Annotated in this window: 13 protein-coding genes; 12 read left to right on the top strand and 1 reads right to left on the bottom strand. The window is 46.0% G+C overall.

Annotated features, from left to right (window positions below):
• Positions 1-759 carry an ABC transporter ATP-binding protein gene (locus ACYVD3_RS09965; protein ID WP_460642350.1) on the top strand — a complete coding sequence of 253 codons (759 nt, stop codon included), beginning with the start codon at positions 1-3 and terminating at the stop codon, positions 757-759.
• Positions 760-772: 13 nt separating this feature from the next.
• Positions 773-1,483, top strand: coding sequence for an ABC transporter ATP-binding protein (locus tag ACYVD3_RS09960; RefSeq protein WP_460642349.1), 711 nt, complete (start codon positions 773-775; stop codon positions 1,481-1,483).
• Positions 1,484-1,567: 84 nt separating this feature from the next.
• Here the strand turns inward: ACYVD3_RS09960 and ACYVD3_RS09955 are convergent, their stop codons facing one another.
• Positions 1,568-3,331 carry a cache domain-containing sensor histidine kinase gene (locus tag ACYVD3_RS09955; protein WP_460642348.1) on the bottom strand — a complete coding sequence of 588 codons (1,764 nt, stop codon included), beginning with the start codon at positions 3,329-3,331 and terminating at the stop codon, positions 1,568-1,570.
• Between the two features lie 88 nt (positions 3,332-3,419).
• Between ACYVD3_RS09955 and ACYVD3_RS09950 the strand changes: the two genes are divergently transcribed.
• The 10 genes from ACYVD3_RS09950 (at position 3,420) to ACYVD3_RS09905 (ending at position 16,104) form a co-directional block, all read left to right on the top strand.
• On the top strand, positions 3,420-4,967 hold the full coding sequence (locus ACYVD3_RS09950) for a response regulator transcription factor (RefSeq protein ID WP_460642347.1): 1,548 nt from the start codon (positions 3,420-3,422) through the stop codon (positions 4,965-4,967).
• Between the two features lie 223 nt (positions 4,968-5,190).
• Entirely contained in the window at positions 5,191-6,684 is a 1,494-nt protein-coding gene (locus ACYVD3_RS09945) for an ABC transporter substrate-binding protein (protein WP_460642346.1), read from the top strand.
• Between the two features lie 33 nt (positions 6,685-6,717).
• Entirely contained in the window at positions 6,718-7,635 is a 918-nt protein-coding gene (locus ACYVD3_RS09940) for a carbohydrate ABC transporter permease (RefSeq protein WP_460642345.1), read from the top strand.
• A 19-nt stretch (positions 7,636-7,654) separates the two neighbouring features.
• Positions 7,655-8,509 (top strand): carbohydrate ABC transporter permease, encoded by an 855-nt coding sequence (locus tag ACYVD3_RS09935; protein ID WP_460642344.1) that lies wholly within the window; start codon positions 7,655-7,657, stop codon positions 8,507-8,509.
• A gap of 13 nt (positions 8,510-8,522) precedes the next feature.
• On the top strand, positions 8,523-9,674 hold the full coding sequence (locus ACYVD3_RS09930; RefSeq protein ID WP_460642343.1) for an ABC transporter ATP-binding protein: 1,152 nt from the start codon (positions 8,523-8,525) through the stop codon (positions 9,672-9,674).
• Complete coding sequence (locus ACYVD3_RS09925) at positions 9,643-10,788, top strand: ABC transporter ATP-binding protein (protein ID WP_460642342.1); 1,146 nt, start codon at positions 9,643-9,645, stop codon at positions 10,786-10,788. Before ACYVD3_RS09930 ends, ACYVD3_RS09925 begins: the two co-directional genes overlap by 32 nt.
• A 23-nt stretch (positions 10,789-10,811) precedes the next feature.
• Positions 10,812-11,885, top strand: coding sequence for an alcohol dehydrogenase catalytic domain-containing protein (locus tag ACYVD3_RS09920; protein ID WP_460642341.1), 1,074 nt, complete (start codon positions 10,812-10,814; stop codon positions 11,883-11,885).
• A 195-nt stretch (positions 11,886-12,080) separates the two neighbouring features.
• Positions 12,081-12,935, top strand: coding sequence for an L-ribulose-5-phosphate 3-epimerase (locus ACYVD3_RS09915; protein WP_460642340.1), 855 nt, complete (start codon positions 12,081-12,083; stop codon positions 12,933-12,935).
• A gap of 1 nt (position 12,936) precedes the next feature.
• The gene (locus tag ACYVD3_RS09910; RefSeq protein WP_460642339.1) at positions 12,937-14,445 is read left to right on the top strand and encodes an FGGY-family carbohydrate kinase; all 1,509 of its coding nucleotides are present in this window, start codon (positions 12,937-12,939) and stop codon (positions 14,443-14,445) included.
• A gap of 15 nt (positions 14,446-14,460) precedes the next feature.
• Positions 14,461-16,104, top strand: a complete 1,644-nt coding sequence (locus ACYVD3_RS09905) for a xylulokinase (RefSeq protein ID WP_460642338.1) — start codon at positions 14,461-14,463, stop codon at positions 16,102-16,104.
• The last annotated feature ends 42 nt before the right edge of the window (positions 16,105-16,146 follow it).

The following is a 16,146-nucleotide window of genomic DNA, read 5'->3' as shown; positions in this document are numbered from 1 at the left end:
ATGGCTTTACTGGAAATCAAGAATCTTGGAATTTCGTTTGGCGGCCTGCGTGCCGTAGATAATTTCAGCATCACCATTGAAAAAGGGCAGCTTTATGGTCTCATCGGCCCTAACGGAGCTGGTAAAACCACGATCTTTAACCTTTTAACCGGTGTATATAAACCAAATGCAGGTACCATTCTTTTGGATGAGGAGAACATAACAGGAAAAAAAACAGTGGATATCAACAGAGCCGGAATCGCAAGGACCTTTCAGAATATCCGTCTGTTTAAGGAATTGACCGTTCTTGATAATGTTAAGACCGGCCTCCACAACCGTTATCCCTATGGAGCGGTTACAGGGATCCTCCGCCTTCCAAAGTATTACAAAGTGGAAAAAGAGATGGATGAACAGGCCATAGAGCTTTTAAAGGTATTTGATCTTCATGGAGAAAAGGATATTCTTGCTTCCAACCTTCCATACGGAAAGCAGAGGAAGCTGGAGATTGCCCGTGCCCTTGCCACAGGCCCCAAGCTTTTGCTCCTTGACGAACCGGCTGCCGGCATGAATCCCAATGAAACCTCAGAGCTTATGGATACCATACGCTTTGTACGGGATAATTTTGATATGACCATCCTGTTAATTGAACATGACATGAAGCTTGTCTCCGGTATCTGTGAAAGGCTGACCGTACTGAATTTCGGCCAGGTCCTTACCCAGGGTAAGACGGCGGATGTGCTCAATGATCCGGAAGTCATCAAGGCATATCTGGGAGAATAAGGAGGCTTAAGGCATGGCAATACTTGAAGTAAAAAATCTGGAAGTATATTACGGCGTCATTAAGGCGCTTAAGGATATATCCTTTGAAGTAAAGGAAGGAGAGATCGTAGCTTTAATCGGTGCTAACGGTGCAGGAAAGACCACGACTCTTCATACCATAACCGGTCTTATAAAGGCCGCATCCGGAAGCATACAGTTTGACGGCCATGATATCACCAGGATACGGGGCGATAAAATTGTAGGCATGGGAATGGCTCATGTCCCGGAAGGACGTCGTGTTTTTGCCGCTCTGACTGTTTATGAAAATTTAAAGCTGGGCGCTTACACAAGACGGGATAAAGACGAGATTGAAGAGACCCTTCAGATGATTTACAAGCGTTTCCCCAGGCTTTTGGAAAGAAAAAACCAGCCTGCAGGAACCTTGAGCGGAGGAGAGCAGCAGATGCTGGCCATGGGCCGGGCACTGATGAGCCATCCAAAGGTGATCGTCCTGGACGAGCCGTCAATGGGACTTTCTCCGATTTACGTAAAAGAGATTTTCGATATCATTCAGGAAATCAACAAATCAGGAACCACAGTTCTGCTGGTTGAGCAGAACGCCAAAAAGGCTTTGTCCATAGCAAACCGCGCTTATGTTCTGGAGACGGGTGCCATTGTTTTAAGCGGCGATGCCAATGAATTAATGAACAATGACTCCGTAAAGAAAGCATATCTAAGCGAATAGTCATGGGATATTGTTGTAACGGATTTAAGATCCCCGGAATTTCCCGTATAAAGCATACGGGAAATTCCGGGGATTTTTCTCTTTTTATTTATTTGGTTTTTCATGATCCTGCATTATATCCTGTTTATTATACGGAAAGATGATCGTAACCACTGTCCCTGCATTAGGCTCACTCACATAAATCAATCCGTATTCCTTACCATACTGCATCTGGATTCTTTCCTTGATATTTTTGATGCCAATCTGATTGAATTTGTTGCTTTTAACTTTAGAAGAATTAATTTCTTCCAAAACAGAGTCTTCCATACCGGCTCCGTTGTCCGTGATTTTTACATATAATTTATCATCTTCTTGATAGCTTTCGATCCGTATTCTATAGTTTTTATCCACATCACCAAAGCCATGTATAATGGAATTTTCAATCAGCGGCTGAATGCAAAAGGGGATGATAATGCATTCCAGCGTATCTTCGGCAATCTGGTATTCTACCTCAAAGTAGTTTCCATAACGGTATTTCTGTATTCCGATATAGCGGCGGATGCTTTCGATTTCATCCTTTAGAAGGGCAGAGGTTGTGTCCTGTTTTAGATTGTATTTTAACAGGTTGGTAAGGTCACTGGTCATTTCAGCCACATTTGTGATATTCTGCATGGTAGCCAGCCATCGTATGGAGTCCAGGGTGTTGTATAAAAAATGGGGATTGATCTGAGACTGCAGTATTTTGAATTCAAGTGAGGATTTGCGTTTTTGTTCCTGAAGTTCATTGATAAAGTAACTGTTCAGCTTGTCCAGCATCATATTAAAAGTAACACCCAGATTTCCTACCTCATCTCTGGAATCCAATTGTACGCGGAGAGAAAAATCACCGCCTTTTATCTTATTGCAGGCATCGCTGAGAACCTTAATGGGGCGGGTGATTTTGCCAGTCAGCCAAAGGCCGTAAATAAGACTGGTAATACAGGAAATGATAATGATGATAACGGCATAATAGGTTATTTTTTTCGTATTGCTGATCAGGTGCTGGGTCTGAATGATGCGGATAATACTCCAGTCTGCAATTTTGATGGGATTGGATACAATGGTACTGTCCAGTTGAAAGACTTTTCCCTCCAGACTATAGCTGGTAGAGGTGTCCAAAAGCTGAGGATACTGTTTAAGAACCGGCTCGTAGGATGTATAATAAGGAAAATTAAATAAAATTTCACCGTCAGAATTTATAACCAGCGTCTTTTCATCGGACAGGATCGTGCTGAGCATAAACATCTCCTGTATGTAATTGTAGTTTAAATCCATGATTAAGAGTCCGATGAATTGTTGTTCCCGGTTCATCAGCGGCCTGATAAAGGAGATGACCTTTTTGTCAGTAAAATCCCTGGCAGTATTCTGAAAATACGTGCTGATCCATTGGCCTTCCATGCTGATCACCTGTTTTTTTTCCATGTAACTCCCATAATGTTCTGTCAGCAGTTCTGTCTCTGATCCGGACTCTGTACTTAATACGGTGGCATCGGGCTTCATCAGTGAAATATGGGAGATAAAAGGCTGCATCTCCAGTATGTTATTTAAGTTTTCACTGATTTTGCCGGCTGATTGGGGATTCCGGCCGGATAAGTATTCCTGAATATCTTCATTTTCATACAGGTAGGTGGAGGTGGCCTGGATCAGATTGATGATCAAGTCAAATTGAGAACGGATCTTATTGCTGGCCAGCAGGTTGTTCTGTATCTCGTTCTTTTTCAGTTCCCTGTAAAAGGTATAATTGACAAAGGTCAGAGACAAAACTAGGAAAAATGTAGAAAGAACGAAAACTCCGATAAAAATTTTTGTTGAAATTTTCTTTATATGCATCACATACCTCCGAAGTTTATGGTATACTAATCACTAAATCAACTTATTGTACCATGTTTATTTGTCTTTAGGGAAGCGGGAAAATAATATGAAGCGGGTATTGATTGTGGATGATGAATTTTTGGTCCGGATGGGGCTGAAGATGACCCTGGACTGGAAGTCTTACGGGTATGAGATCGCAGCAGAGGCCAGCAGTGCAGAAGAAGCTCTGGAGATCATGGAGCATGAACCGATTGACATTCTGATGACGGATATCAAGATGCAGGGGATGAACGGACTGGACTTAATTGAAAAGGTGAAAACAAAATATTCGGACATCCAGTCCGTTATTTTTACGAATCATGATGATTTTAATTTTGCAAGGCGGGCCATGGAGATGGGCGCGGAAAAGTATATTTTAAAGTCAGAGATCTCACCGGACAGCCTGTTGTCATCTTTAGTCAATCTGTCGGGGGAGGCAAAAGCATCCTATGGCAAAGGACATTCGGTCAGGAAGATGGAGGAAAAATATTTGGATGAGCAGTTGCTTAAGCTGAATCTCTCCGGCGTACAGGAGACTGTTTCGGATTATCCGTATTCAGACCGTATGTTTTGTGAAGCCTCCTATATGATTATTATTGGTCACTGCAGCATCAACTCCCTGCCAGACGGATCGGTCAGTATGCTGATTGAAACAGTCATGAATCTCGTTTCGAAATTTTTTTGCCAAAGCATTGCCCGGTATGTAATTTTAAAGGATCTTCTTTGTTTTGGGGTGATATATCATGATGAAAGAAATGAGTATCCAAAAGAACTGATGGAGGATAGGGGAACATCTATCATTAAGAATACGGTGCAGTATTTTAATGCGGACATCAATCTGGGAATCAGCAGAGCCGGAACAAAGGATCGTTTCCCCCAGATGTTTCAGGAGGCAGAGACCGCACGGCTGAAGGGCTTTTTTCACAACGGCAGTGTGTGGGCATACGATGAGCCACTAAAGCTGTCCCGGGGAGAGTATATCCGGGTCAGTGCCCGGAAGATAAAGGAACTGATGGAAGAAGAGGACAAGGAACCGTTGGTGGAGTATATGAATTCCATTTTCCGGAAACTGAAGGAGGCCGGAGATTATCGTATGGTGACTGAGGTATTTATTGATCTTTTGTCAATCTCCAAATCCTTAATCGAGAATTATGATACCAGGGATATTCCCGGACTGAATCCGGTAAAGTTTGAGTATCATAATCTTTATGCAATTTCCCATATGAATCATGTCCAGATGTATGTAATGGATGTGTACATGGCAATCTGGGATTTTTTACATAACAGGAAGAGCCCCTACAGCGGGCTGATTAGGGAATGCATTGGTTTTATTGAAGAGAATTATTCTCAGAATATTACTCTTGACAATGCAGCGGCAGCAGTGAATATCAGCAGCAGTTACTTATCGTTTATTTTTAAGCAGGAAACAGGAATCAACTTCAGTGTGTATCTGACGAATTACCGGATTGAAATGTCAAAAAAGCTGATTCTGAAATCCAATCTGAAAATATATGAAATTGCAGAACAGGTAGGCTTTGGAAGTCCTTATTATTTCAGCAAGGTGTTTAAAGAGATCGTGGGGGTGACTTGTAAAGAGTTTAAAAACCGTATATAGAATGGGAAGGGCGCCGTTTCAAAATGGGCGCCCTTATTTTATGCTTTGGTAACAATAACATTTTATATATTTTCGTAAGATTTTTCTAAAAAAAACAGGAGCTTCTTCCATCAGGAAGATTGTTAATAAAACCACAAAATAATTTGTTAATTATAGTATAATTATTCATTTCATTAATGACTGTATTCGTGTAATATTTACATATAAAAAAAGAGGAGGTTTGATGAACGTGAAAAAAAGCAGCATAAAAAGGTGGATATCCTTTTGCCTGACAGGCATTATGACGGCAGGGGCCCTGATGGGATGCAGCAGCTCCGGATCGGGGACGGCTAAGGTTTCGGCCACAACTCAGGGGAAAGCAGCAGCGCAGGAAACTGCAGCAGCAGGAACGGAGGCTGGGTCCCAAACAGCAGATGGTGACTTTGACTGGAAGAAGTTTGCAGGAACAACGCTGAAGGTAAATATGGTACAGCACAGTGTGGCTGAGGCTATTGTAACCAAGATTCCCGAATTTGAGGAATTGACCGGGATCAAGGTGGAGCATTCCATTACACCGGAAGCAAATTATTTTGACAAGGTATCTACGGCGCTTGCCAGCAGGACCGGGGAACCGGATTTATTCATGTCAGGTGCCTATCAGCTTTGGGATTATTCGGCGGCGGGATATGTATTTGACTTAAATAAATTTTTAAGCGATCCGGATAAGGTGGCCCCAGGGTATGATTTTGCAGATTTGTATCCCAGTGCGGTATCCGCTCTTCAATGGGACGGAGTTCCAGGTCACGCCGTAGGTTCCGGTGCCCAGTTGGGTCTTCCGTTGGCCATTGAGATTTACAGCCTTGCATATAACAAAAGGGCTTTTCAGCAGGCGGGGATTGAGGTTCCTAAGACCTATGACGAGCTGCTGGCCGCCTGCGACAAGCTTCAGGGCTGGAATGGACCGGATTCTTATGCTATGACCGTCCGGGGGGCAAGAGACTGGGGAACCATTCATCCGGGATATATGAGCACCTTTGCAAATTTCGGGGCACAGGATTTTGCTATCGAAGATGACAGCCTGGTGTCTAAGGTAAATTCCCCGGAGGCAGTGGCAATGACCGAATTCTGGGTAGACATGATCAAGAGAGGCGGATCTCCGTCATGGTCCAGATATACGTGGTATGAGTGCGGGGCTGACTTAGGGGCCGGCAAGGCTGCCATGATGTTTGAAGCAGATAATACCGGGATTCATCAGGACTGGGAAGGGGCTTCGGCTGAGGCCGGCAATCTGGCATGGACGGTAATGCCTTTAGCAAAGGAAGGTAATACCCCCAATTCAAACTTCTGGACATGGTCCATGGCTATGAATGCAGATACAAAGAATGCGGATGCAGCATGGTATTTTATGATGTATTTCACCAGCAAAGATTTTGCCCTGTATGCAGTGACCGAGAAAAATGCTCTTGACCCGGCGCGTACTTCTGTAATCAATTCTCCGGAATTCTTAAAAAAGATGGAGAGTCACGATGGGTATATTGATACGTTTGAAAAAACCATTGGATCAACGACCATCCGTTTTACCCCTCAGCCCTATTTCTTTGAGACAACCACTTTGTGGGCAACTACCCTTCAGGAACTGGTAGCGGGGAACTATGCCTCTGTCCAGGAAGGCATGGACAGTCTGAAAGCGAAACAGGATAAGGTAGTAGAAGATATTGTTATCTCCGACTACGAATAAGCTGAGTGAGATTTTATAAAGGAGGGGCAGGGTTTGGCACAAAAAACACCGAAGGAAATCAATTATAATGAAATTCCGGCCCATGTGCGCAGGCGGCCGTACTATATCATTGCGCCGGGACTCTTAATCCTGATCGGGATTATGATCCCATTTGCCATAGCAATATTTTTATCCCTGACAAATTACTCGTTCAAAAATCCGAATTTCAAGTTCATCTTTTTCCGCAACTGGATTCGGGTGTATCAGGACCCTGATTTTTACCATTCCCTGTGGGTGACAATCAAATATGGATTCCTTGCAACGGGAACTCAGATGATCCTGGGATCTGTGATCGCGATCCTGCTTCGGAAGGATACCAGGCTTACCCGGATTCTAAAGGTGGTCTTTACCTTTCCGCTGATGGTGGCTCCGGCCATTGCAGTGCTCATCTGGCAGTTGATGACTTCCAACTCGGTGGGCGTACTGGAAAAGTTTTTAAACCTGTTTGGAGTGTACGGATTTAAATGGGCAGCCTCTCAGGATACGGCCATGTTTACTGCGGTACTGATCGATACCTGGGTAAATACCCCCTTTGTGCTGTTACTGGTTTTGGCAGGGCTCCAGTCTCTGCCAAAATCCCCCTTTGAAGCAGCCGAGGTGGATGGGGCCAGTTCGTGGTTTATCTTTAAAACGCTGACATTTCCCATGTTAAAGCCGTTTATGTACATCGCTCTTTTATTCCGGTTGATGGCGGCACTGCAGGAGTTTGGCATTATTTTTGCGCTGACCAAGGGGGGGCCGGGAAACACGTTGATGAATATTTCGCTGACAGGCTACATTACGGGATTTCAATTCCAGAAGTTAGGGTATGCACTTCCCTATCTGCTGACCCTTTGGGTGATTGTCAATGCTGCCGCCAAATTTCTGGTGAACAAACAGCGTAAGATGGCGAAGCAGGCCCAGGGATATTAAATCAGGAAGGAGGACAGTTATGGAACATTCCATTGAAACTGCGAAACAAAGAAACAGGCTGAAAGAGGCAGCCAGGGAAACCGGACGTAATCTGGGACTTATTCTGTATGCCCTGTATGCCCTGTTCCCTCTGATCTGGATGCTGATCTGCACCTTTAAAAGCGATACGGAGATGTATAATACGGTCTTTGTCTTCCGGCCTACACTTGCCAATTATCAGGCTGTTCTGCTGGGAACGGATTATATCCGGGCTTTCTTTCAAAATATGATTGTTTCCGGAGGAGCGGTGCTGCTTACGGTAGTGGCGGGCGTACCTGCGGCATATGCACTGGCCAGGTATGACTTCCGGAAAAAGGATGATATTGCATTTCAGATTTTATCTTTTAAATTTGCGCCTGAGATCATGGTTATCCTGCCGATTTTTCTGATCTTTCAAAAGATAGGGCTTTATGATACATATTTTGGCTTGATATGGGTTTATCAGCTAATTACCATGCCTCTTCTCATCTGGGTGGTACGGGGATATTTTGAGGATATCAGCGTAGAGGTGGAGCAGGCAGCTTCATTAGACGGTTACTGCTGGTATGAGGTGTTTCTAAAGACCCTGCTGCCCTTAATCAAGCCGGGACTGGTTGCTTCAGGACTTTTGGCATTTATCTTTGCATGGAACAGTTTCACGTTCCCGCTGATCTTAAGCGGGTTTAGGATCCAGACCCTTACCATTACATCCCTTCGGTATATTTCTTCTGAAACGGTACATTACGGGCAGGTGGCTGTGGCTGCCACCGTAGCCGTATTGCCGGAGATCATTGCCTGCCTGTTCATTCAGAAGCATTTGGTAAGAGGACTCAGCTTCGGCGCTGTAAAAGGATAAGGAGGACAGGGGATTGGCTGAAATAGAACTGATTGATGTTACAAAAAAGTATGGGTCAAAGACAGCGGTTGACGGGGTCAGTCTGACTGTGAAAGATAATGAATTCTTTGTATTGTTTGGTCCGGCGGGAGCGGGGAAGACTTCCTTACTCAAGGTGATCGCCGGAATTGAATTCCCCCAGGAGGGTCTGGTAAAAATAGACGGAAAGATCGTAAACCATGTGGAGCCCATGAACCGGAACGTGTCCATGGTATTTGAAAATTATGCCCTTTATCCCCATTTAAGTGTTTATGACAATATTGCCTCCCCTATGAGAAGCAGGCTTTATAAGCAAAGCGAGGATTTTATTCGATCCGAGGTTGACCGGGTCACTGTGATGATGAGGATCAACCATCTGCTGGAGCGGAAACCCAGCCAGCTTTCCAATGGACAGCGGCAGCGTGTGGCCATCGGACGGGGGCTGGTAAGAAAGCCCAATGTATTTCTTATGGATGAGCCTTTAGCCCATTTAGATGCCAAGCTCCGCCATTTTATGCGGCGGGAGTTAAAGGAAATGCAGAGCAATTTTAATACCACAACCATCTATGTGACCCATGATTACATGGAAGCCATGTCTTTGGCAGACCGGATCGCTGTGGTTCATGAGGGGAGGATCGTGCAGACCGGAAGTGCTGTTGAAATGTATTATCTCCCCTGCAACGAGTTTGTTGCAAGATTGTTCGGAGAACCTGAGATCAATATTTTTCCAGGTGTTTTCAGGCTTAATGGAAATCAGGGACTGATTGATGCCTTTGAACGAGACTCTGTCCTGGAGGTGACCCCGGATGTGATTGACCGGGTCTCATCCTTTGCCGGAAAGCAGATTGATATTGGTATCCGGGGCAGCGACATCGCCTTTCGCTTTGAAAAGCAGGACAGTACCTGGATCAGGGCAGCGGTTTATGCCAATGAACCCATTGGAAACAAGGTCATCATGACGGTTCTGGCAGGTGAAAACAAATTGGAGGTGGTCGCGCCCAATGATACCAGGGCTGCAATTGACCAGGAGGTTTATCTGAAATTTAATATGGCCAATGCACTCTATTTTGATCATTCCTCAAAAGAATTAATTACAAGAGCCGGCAGACAGAAATATGAAGCAAAGAGTCAAAACGGAGGTCAATGATATGGCAGAACTGGTGCTTAAAAATGTCTATAAGCAGTATGACAATAAGGAGAAAAAGAAACCGGCGAACGGGTATGCTGTCAATGACCTTTCTTTCCGCTGTGAGGACGGGGAATTCATTGGGATCTTAGGTCCTTCCGGATGTGGAAAATCCACTACCTTAAGGATGCTGGCAGGCCTGGAGGAGATCACTTCCGGAGATGTATACATCGGCAAGACATGCATCAATCATCTGCTTCCCAAGGACCGGGGCATTGGCCTGGCATTTGAGGATTACGCTTTATATCCGCCTCTGACCGTATATGAGAACCTGGCGTTTAATATGCGGGCAAAGAAAAAGACGGAAGAAGAAATCAGAAAAGAGATCGGCCGTGTTGCCCCTCTCCTCAAGGTGGAAGACTTACTGCAAATGAAACCGGCTGCCTTGTCAGGGGGACAGAAGCAAAGGGTCAATATTGCCAGAGCCATTATCCGGCGCCCAGGGCTTTTGCTTCTTGATGAGCCTTTAAGCCACTTAGATGGGAAGATGCGGCAGATGCTCAGACAGGAAATAAAGAGGATGCATCATGAAATCAAATGCACCACCATTATTGTGACTCATGATCAGATCGAGGCCATGTCCATGGCAGATAAAATTGTCATTATGAAGGAGGGAAAGCTCCAGCAGATGGGGACGCCCCTGGAAGTATACGATGATCCGGCCAATGAATTCGTAGCCGGATTTATCGGAGAGCCGCCCATGAATTTAATGCCATCGGTCATCAGAATGGATGAGGGACGATATTATTTTACATTTGAAAACAGCGGATTAAAGGTTCTGGTGCCTGACCGGTATCAGCCGGTGAGCAGGGAGGGACTGAAGGTGACTCTAGGGGTCCGGCCGGTGGATGTGCTGATTTCCCATGACCCGGCCACCAGTACACCGGTTCCTGTGGCCGTATATGAAAATATGGGCGATGAACGCAGGATCAGTCTACGGGTAGGTGACAACCTGCTGAGCATTACCACCACAGAAGATGTGTATTATGAGAAAGGCGATGAGGTTTACCTGAAATTTAATTCAGAAAAGACCCATCTGTTTGATGAAAACACCGGGGACCGGATCCGGGTATAAAAAATGAATGGAGGATTTTTAAGATGAGTATTCCGAAAACCATGAAAGCCCTTGTTGCATATTCCAAAGATGATTACCGTTTTGAACCGGCCTATCCAACACCGGAATGCGGTCCGGATGATATCATTATCAGAACCGAAGGATGCGGAATCTGTGCAGGAGATTTAAAATGCAGTCACGGAGCAGCCATGTTCTGGGGAGATGAGGTCCAGCCCTCATGGGTAAAACCGCCCTTTATTCCAGGACACGAGTTTTTAGGCGAAATTATTGAGCTTGGAGAGAATGTGAAGGATTTCCTGATCGGTGACCGGGTGACTGCCGACCAGATCAAGCCCTGTGGAGAATGCAAATTCTGTAAATCCGGCCGTTACTGGATGTGCCAGCCTCATGATATTTTCGGTTTCCAGCATACCAACAACGGCGGTATGGCAGAGTATGTCAGATATCCAAAAGGTTCTGTGATGCATAAGGTACCAAAGGATATGCCCTTTGAGGATGCGCTTTTAATCGAGCCATATGCCTGCTCCAAACATTGTGTGGACCGGGGAGAAATCGGCTGTGAAGATGTTGTTGTGATCTCAGGCGCCGGAACCCTGGGACTTGGAATGGTTACCTATGCCCGCATGAAAAATCCTGCCAAACTGATTGTGCTGGATATGATGGAGGACCGATTGGAAAAGGCGAAGGAATTTGGTGCCGATCTGGTATTGAATCCTGGGAAAACGGATGTAGTGAAAGCTGTTATGGATTTAACAGAAGGCTATGGGTGCGATATCTATATTGAAGCCACCGGCCATCCCTCCAGTGTGGTCCAGGGACTTTCCATGATCAGAAAATTAGGACGTTTCGTAGAATTCAGCGTGTTTGCAGAGCCTGCCACCGTAGACTGGTCCATTATCGGTGACCGGAAGGAATTGGATATTGCAGGGGCACATTTAAGCCCTTACTGCTATCCCTTTGTCATTGAAAACATGATGAACGGCAATTTAAAGACAGCCGGTGTCATCAGAAATACATTCCCCATTGAAGAATGGGAAAAGGCGTTTGAATATGCCGGAGGTAAGTACGGTGATTTTAAGGTAGCAATTAAATTTTAACCGAATCAAGTAAGTTCCCCACTTCAAATGGGAAAAGCATGAAGTGGCGGCGGGGACTTGACCCAGTCAGGTGGAGTATAAGCTCCACCTGATAAGCAGCAATAGCTGCTATTCGGTTATGCCCGGTAGAGCAGGGCACGCTGTGAGCAAGTAGCCAAGCGGGAATATCCGCTTGACTAAGATAAGGGAAGGATTATGAACAGTCGTGGAGTGTATCGTTTGGGTTTGTATGAAAAAAGCATGCCTGGGGAATTGCCTTTTGAAGAAAAGCTGAAGGCAGCAAAAGAAACAGGATATGACTTTATTGAAATGAGCATTGATGAAACAGAAGAAAAGATCAGCCGGCTTGATTTTAGGGATGCGAGAATTCTGATGCTTCAATCCCTTTCTTTGGATATTGGCATCCGGTTTGAATCCATCTGCTTTAGTGCCCAGCGAAAATTTCCGCTGGGCAGCCTTCTTAACGGGACGGCGGAGACATCTGTGGCGCTATTTAAAAAATGTGTGGATTTTGCGGTAAAAATGGGAATACGGATCATCCAGGCACAGGGGTATGATTGTTATTATGGAGAAACCTCCTCACCGGAAACAAGGGAGAAATTTCTGAATAATTTAAAGCTATGCATGGAGTATGCGTCTGCCCACGGCGTTACCGTCGGGTTTGAAACAATGGAAAATGAGTTTATGAATACGGTTGAAAAAGCCATGTATTATGTGAATCAGGCAAAAATGCCCTATCTGTCAGTATACCCGGATGTAGGAAACATATGGAACGGGACGGATGATATATACCGGGATTTAGAATGCGGACGCAGCCATATCTGCTCGGTTCATTTAAAGGAAACTCTGCCGGGAAGATTCCGGGAGGTTCCATATGGGGAGGGCCAGGTGGATTTTGAAAAAGTGCTCCAAAAGACCAGGCAGTTAGGGATCCACCGGTACGTGGCGGAATTCTGGTATACGGGCGAAGGGGATTACCGTGAGACCCTCAAAAAAAACAACCTGTTTTTAAAAGGGCATCTGGATGCTGCTTATGCAAGGGAGGTGTGATATGAATCAATATGTAATGGGCCTGGATAATGGGGGGACTGCCACAAAAGCCGCTATATTTGATCTCAAGGGAAATCAGATCAGTGCATTTTCAGCCAGCACGCCGGTAGAAACTCCAAAATCCGGTTATACAGAGCGGGATATGGATCTGTTATGGGAGAATAACCTTCTCTGCATGAAAAAAACAGTGGAAAATGCCGGTATCAGTCCCGGGGATATCATTGGGGTATCGGTGTGCGGACACGGCAAAGGCTTATATGCATGGGGCAGGGATGACCGCCCGGCCTATAGGGGAATTGTATCGACTGATACCAGGGCTTGGGAATATACGGAGAAATGGTATAAAAACGGAGTCTTTGAGCATGTATATGAGCGGATATGCCAGCAGCTTATGCCCTGTCAGCAGGCAGCCCTGCTTGCCTGGCTGAAAGACCATAACAGAGATGCTTATGACAATATCCGGTGGGTATTTTCGGTGAAGGATTATATCCGTTTCCGGCTCACAGGGGAAGCATATTGCGAAGCCACCGATATTTCCGGCTCCGGTCTTCTCAATGTTCGGGATAAGGTTTTCGACAGAGAACTATTGGAGTCCTATGGGATCGGAGAAGTGTATGAAAAGCTGGCACCTCTTAAGTACTCCTATGATCTGTGCGGGAAGCTGACTTGTGAAGCGGCGGAAAGAACCGGCCTTTTGGAAGGGACACCGGTAGCAGGCGGGATGTTTGACATAGATGCCTGCGCCATTGCAATGGATATTACAAAGCCGGAGCGGCTCTGCACCATCGCAGGTACCTGGAGCATTAATGAATTTATCGCAGAAGAACCGGTGCTTCATGGCCCGGTTGCCATGAATTCTCTGTTTGCCATGCCGGGGTATTATCTTCTGGAAGAGTGCAGTGCCACCTCTGCGGGAAATTTGGAATGGTGCATGGAGAACCTGATTGATTTTAACGGGATGCAGGAAGGGGAAATCAGATATGACTTTTTAAACCGTCAGGTCCAGTCGGTTTTGCCGGAAGAATGCGATGTATATTTTCTGCCCTTCCTTTATAGCTCCAATGCACACCCCTTGGGGAAGGGAAGTCTGGTGGGACTTACTACATACCATAAAAACGCCCATATTATCAGAGCTGTTTATGAGGGAGTCGTATATTCTCATAAAACCCACATCGATAATCTGCTTAAAGTAAGGGAGAAGCCGGAAGCCATCCGTATGGCAGGCGGGGTTGTGAATTCTCCAGTATGGGTCCAGATGTTTGCGGATATTCTGGGAATTCCCATTGAAACCATCAAAGCAAAGGAATTGGGAGCATTGGGCTGTGCCATGGCAGCGACTGTGGCTGCAGGAAGATTTGCAGACTATGAAGAAGCTGCCCGAAATATGGTTCATGTGGAAAAAAGGGTAATGCCGGATATGGAAAAGCACAAACTGTATCTGAAGAAATTCAAAAAATATACGGCGGTCAAAGAGGCTCTTGATATGGCCTGGCCGTTGTTTACCGTGTAGGGTGGAGGGCGACTTATGGATTTGGATATTGCTGCGATCAGAGAAGCCATTGGAAACGGAAGAACTTCTCTGGGGATCGAGCTTGGTTCTACCAGGATCAAGGCTGTGCTGATTGGGGAAGACCATGTTCCTCTCGCTTCCGGAGGCTATGACTGGGAAAACCGGTTTGAGGACCGGATCTGGACTTACGGCCTGGAGGAAGTAAAAAAAGGGCTCACCGGCTGTTACCGGGACCTGGCAGAGGATGTAAAGAAAACATACGGTGTGGAACTGACTGTTTTAGGTTCCCTGGGAATCAGCGGCATGATGCACGGCTATCTGGTATTTGATGCCCATGGGAAGCAGCTTGCTCCCTTCCGGACCTGGCGCAATACCATAACCGGAGAAGCGTCTGCCAGACTGACGGAAACTTTTGCTTATCCCATTCCCCAGAGATGGAGCATTGCCCATCTGTATCAGGCCATGCTGAATCAGGAAGACCATGTAAAGGATATGGGGTTTTTGACGACTTTGTCCGGTTATGTTCACTGGATCCTTACCGGGCAAAAAGTATTGGGAGTAGGAGATGCATCCGGGATGTTCCCAATTGATATCCAGACCCGGGATTACAACAGCCGGATGCTTGGCCAGTTTGACCAGTTGGCTGCAGAGGCGGGATATTCCTGGAAGCTTTGTGATATTTTACCGAAGGTATTATCAGCCGGGGAAAATGCCGGTGTTTTAACACCAAAAGGTGCCCGGCTTCTGGATCCTTCCGGCCGGTTAACACATGGCATTCCCCTTTGTCCGCCGGAAGGTGATGCAGGAACAGGCATGGCGGCTACAAACAGTGTGAGGCCAAGGACCGGCAATGTATCCGCCGGTACCAGTGTATTTTCCATGATCGTACTGGAAAAGGAGCTGACCTATGTTTATGAGGAAATCGACCTGGTCACCACCCCTGCTGGGGATCTGGTAGGGATGGTACATTGCAACAACTGTACCTCAGATTTAAACGCATGGGTGTCTTTGCTGGGAGAGTTTCTGGAGGCCATGGGCGTTAAGGCGGACACCGGGCAGATGTTTTCGGTATTATATAATCTGGCATTGAAAGGAGATAGAGACTGCGGAGGGCTTTTGTCTTACGGTTACTTGGCAGGAGAGCATATAACCGGATTTGACGAAGGAAGGCCCCTGTTTGTGCGCATGCCTGACAGCCGGTTCAATCTGGCCAATTTCATCAGGGTCCACTTGTTTACTTCTTTGGGGGCACTAAAGACAGGAATGGATATCCTCTTTAAGAAGGAAGGAGTAAAGCTGGATCTGCTGTTTGGTCACGGAGGACTGTTTAAGACGAAAGGCGTGGGGCAGAGCGTAATGGCAGCGGCAGTGAATGTGCCGGTTTCCGTAATGGACACAGCCGGAGAAGGGGGAGCCTGGGGAATTGCTCTTCTGGCTTCCTATATGATCCACAAAGAAGAAGGGGAAACATTGGAGCATTATCTTGAAAACCGGGTATTTTCCGGCGAGAGCGGAAATCAGGTAATGCCGGATCCAAAGGATGCAGCCGGATTTGAGGTATTTATGGAGCGTTATACCAAAGGGCTGGCAATTGAACGGGCGGCGGTGGAAGCGATGAAGCCTCTTTCCCATGGATTTAACCAGACAGAATCCCACTGATAGCATCAAACAACGTGAGTGATAAAAATCAGGACCACAGGT

This window comes from Lacrimispora brassicae (assembly GCF_054772055.1).
Note: the sequence above shows the minus strand (reverse complement) of the source record. Positions and strands in the feature narration are given on the sequence as shown.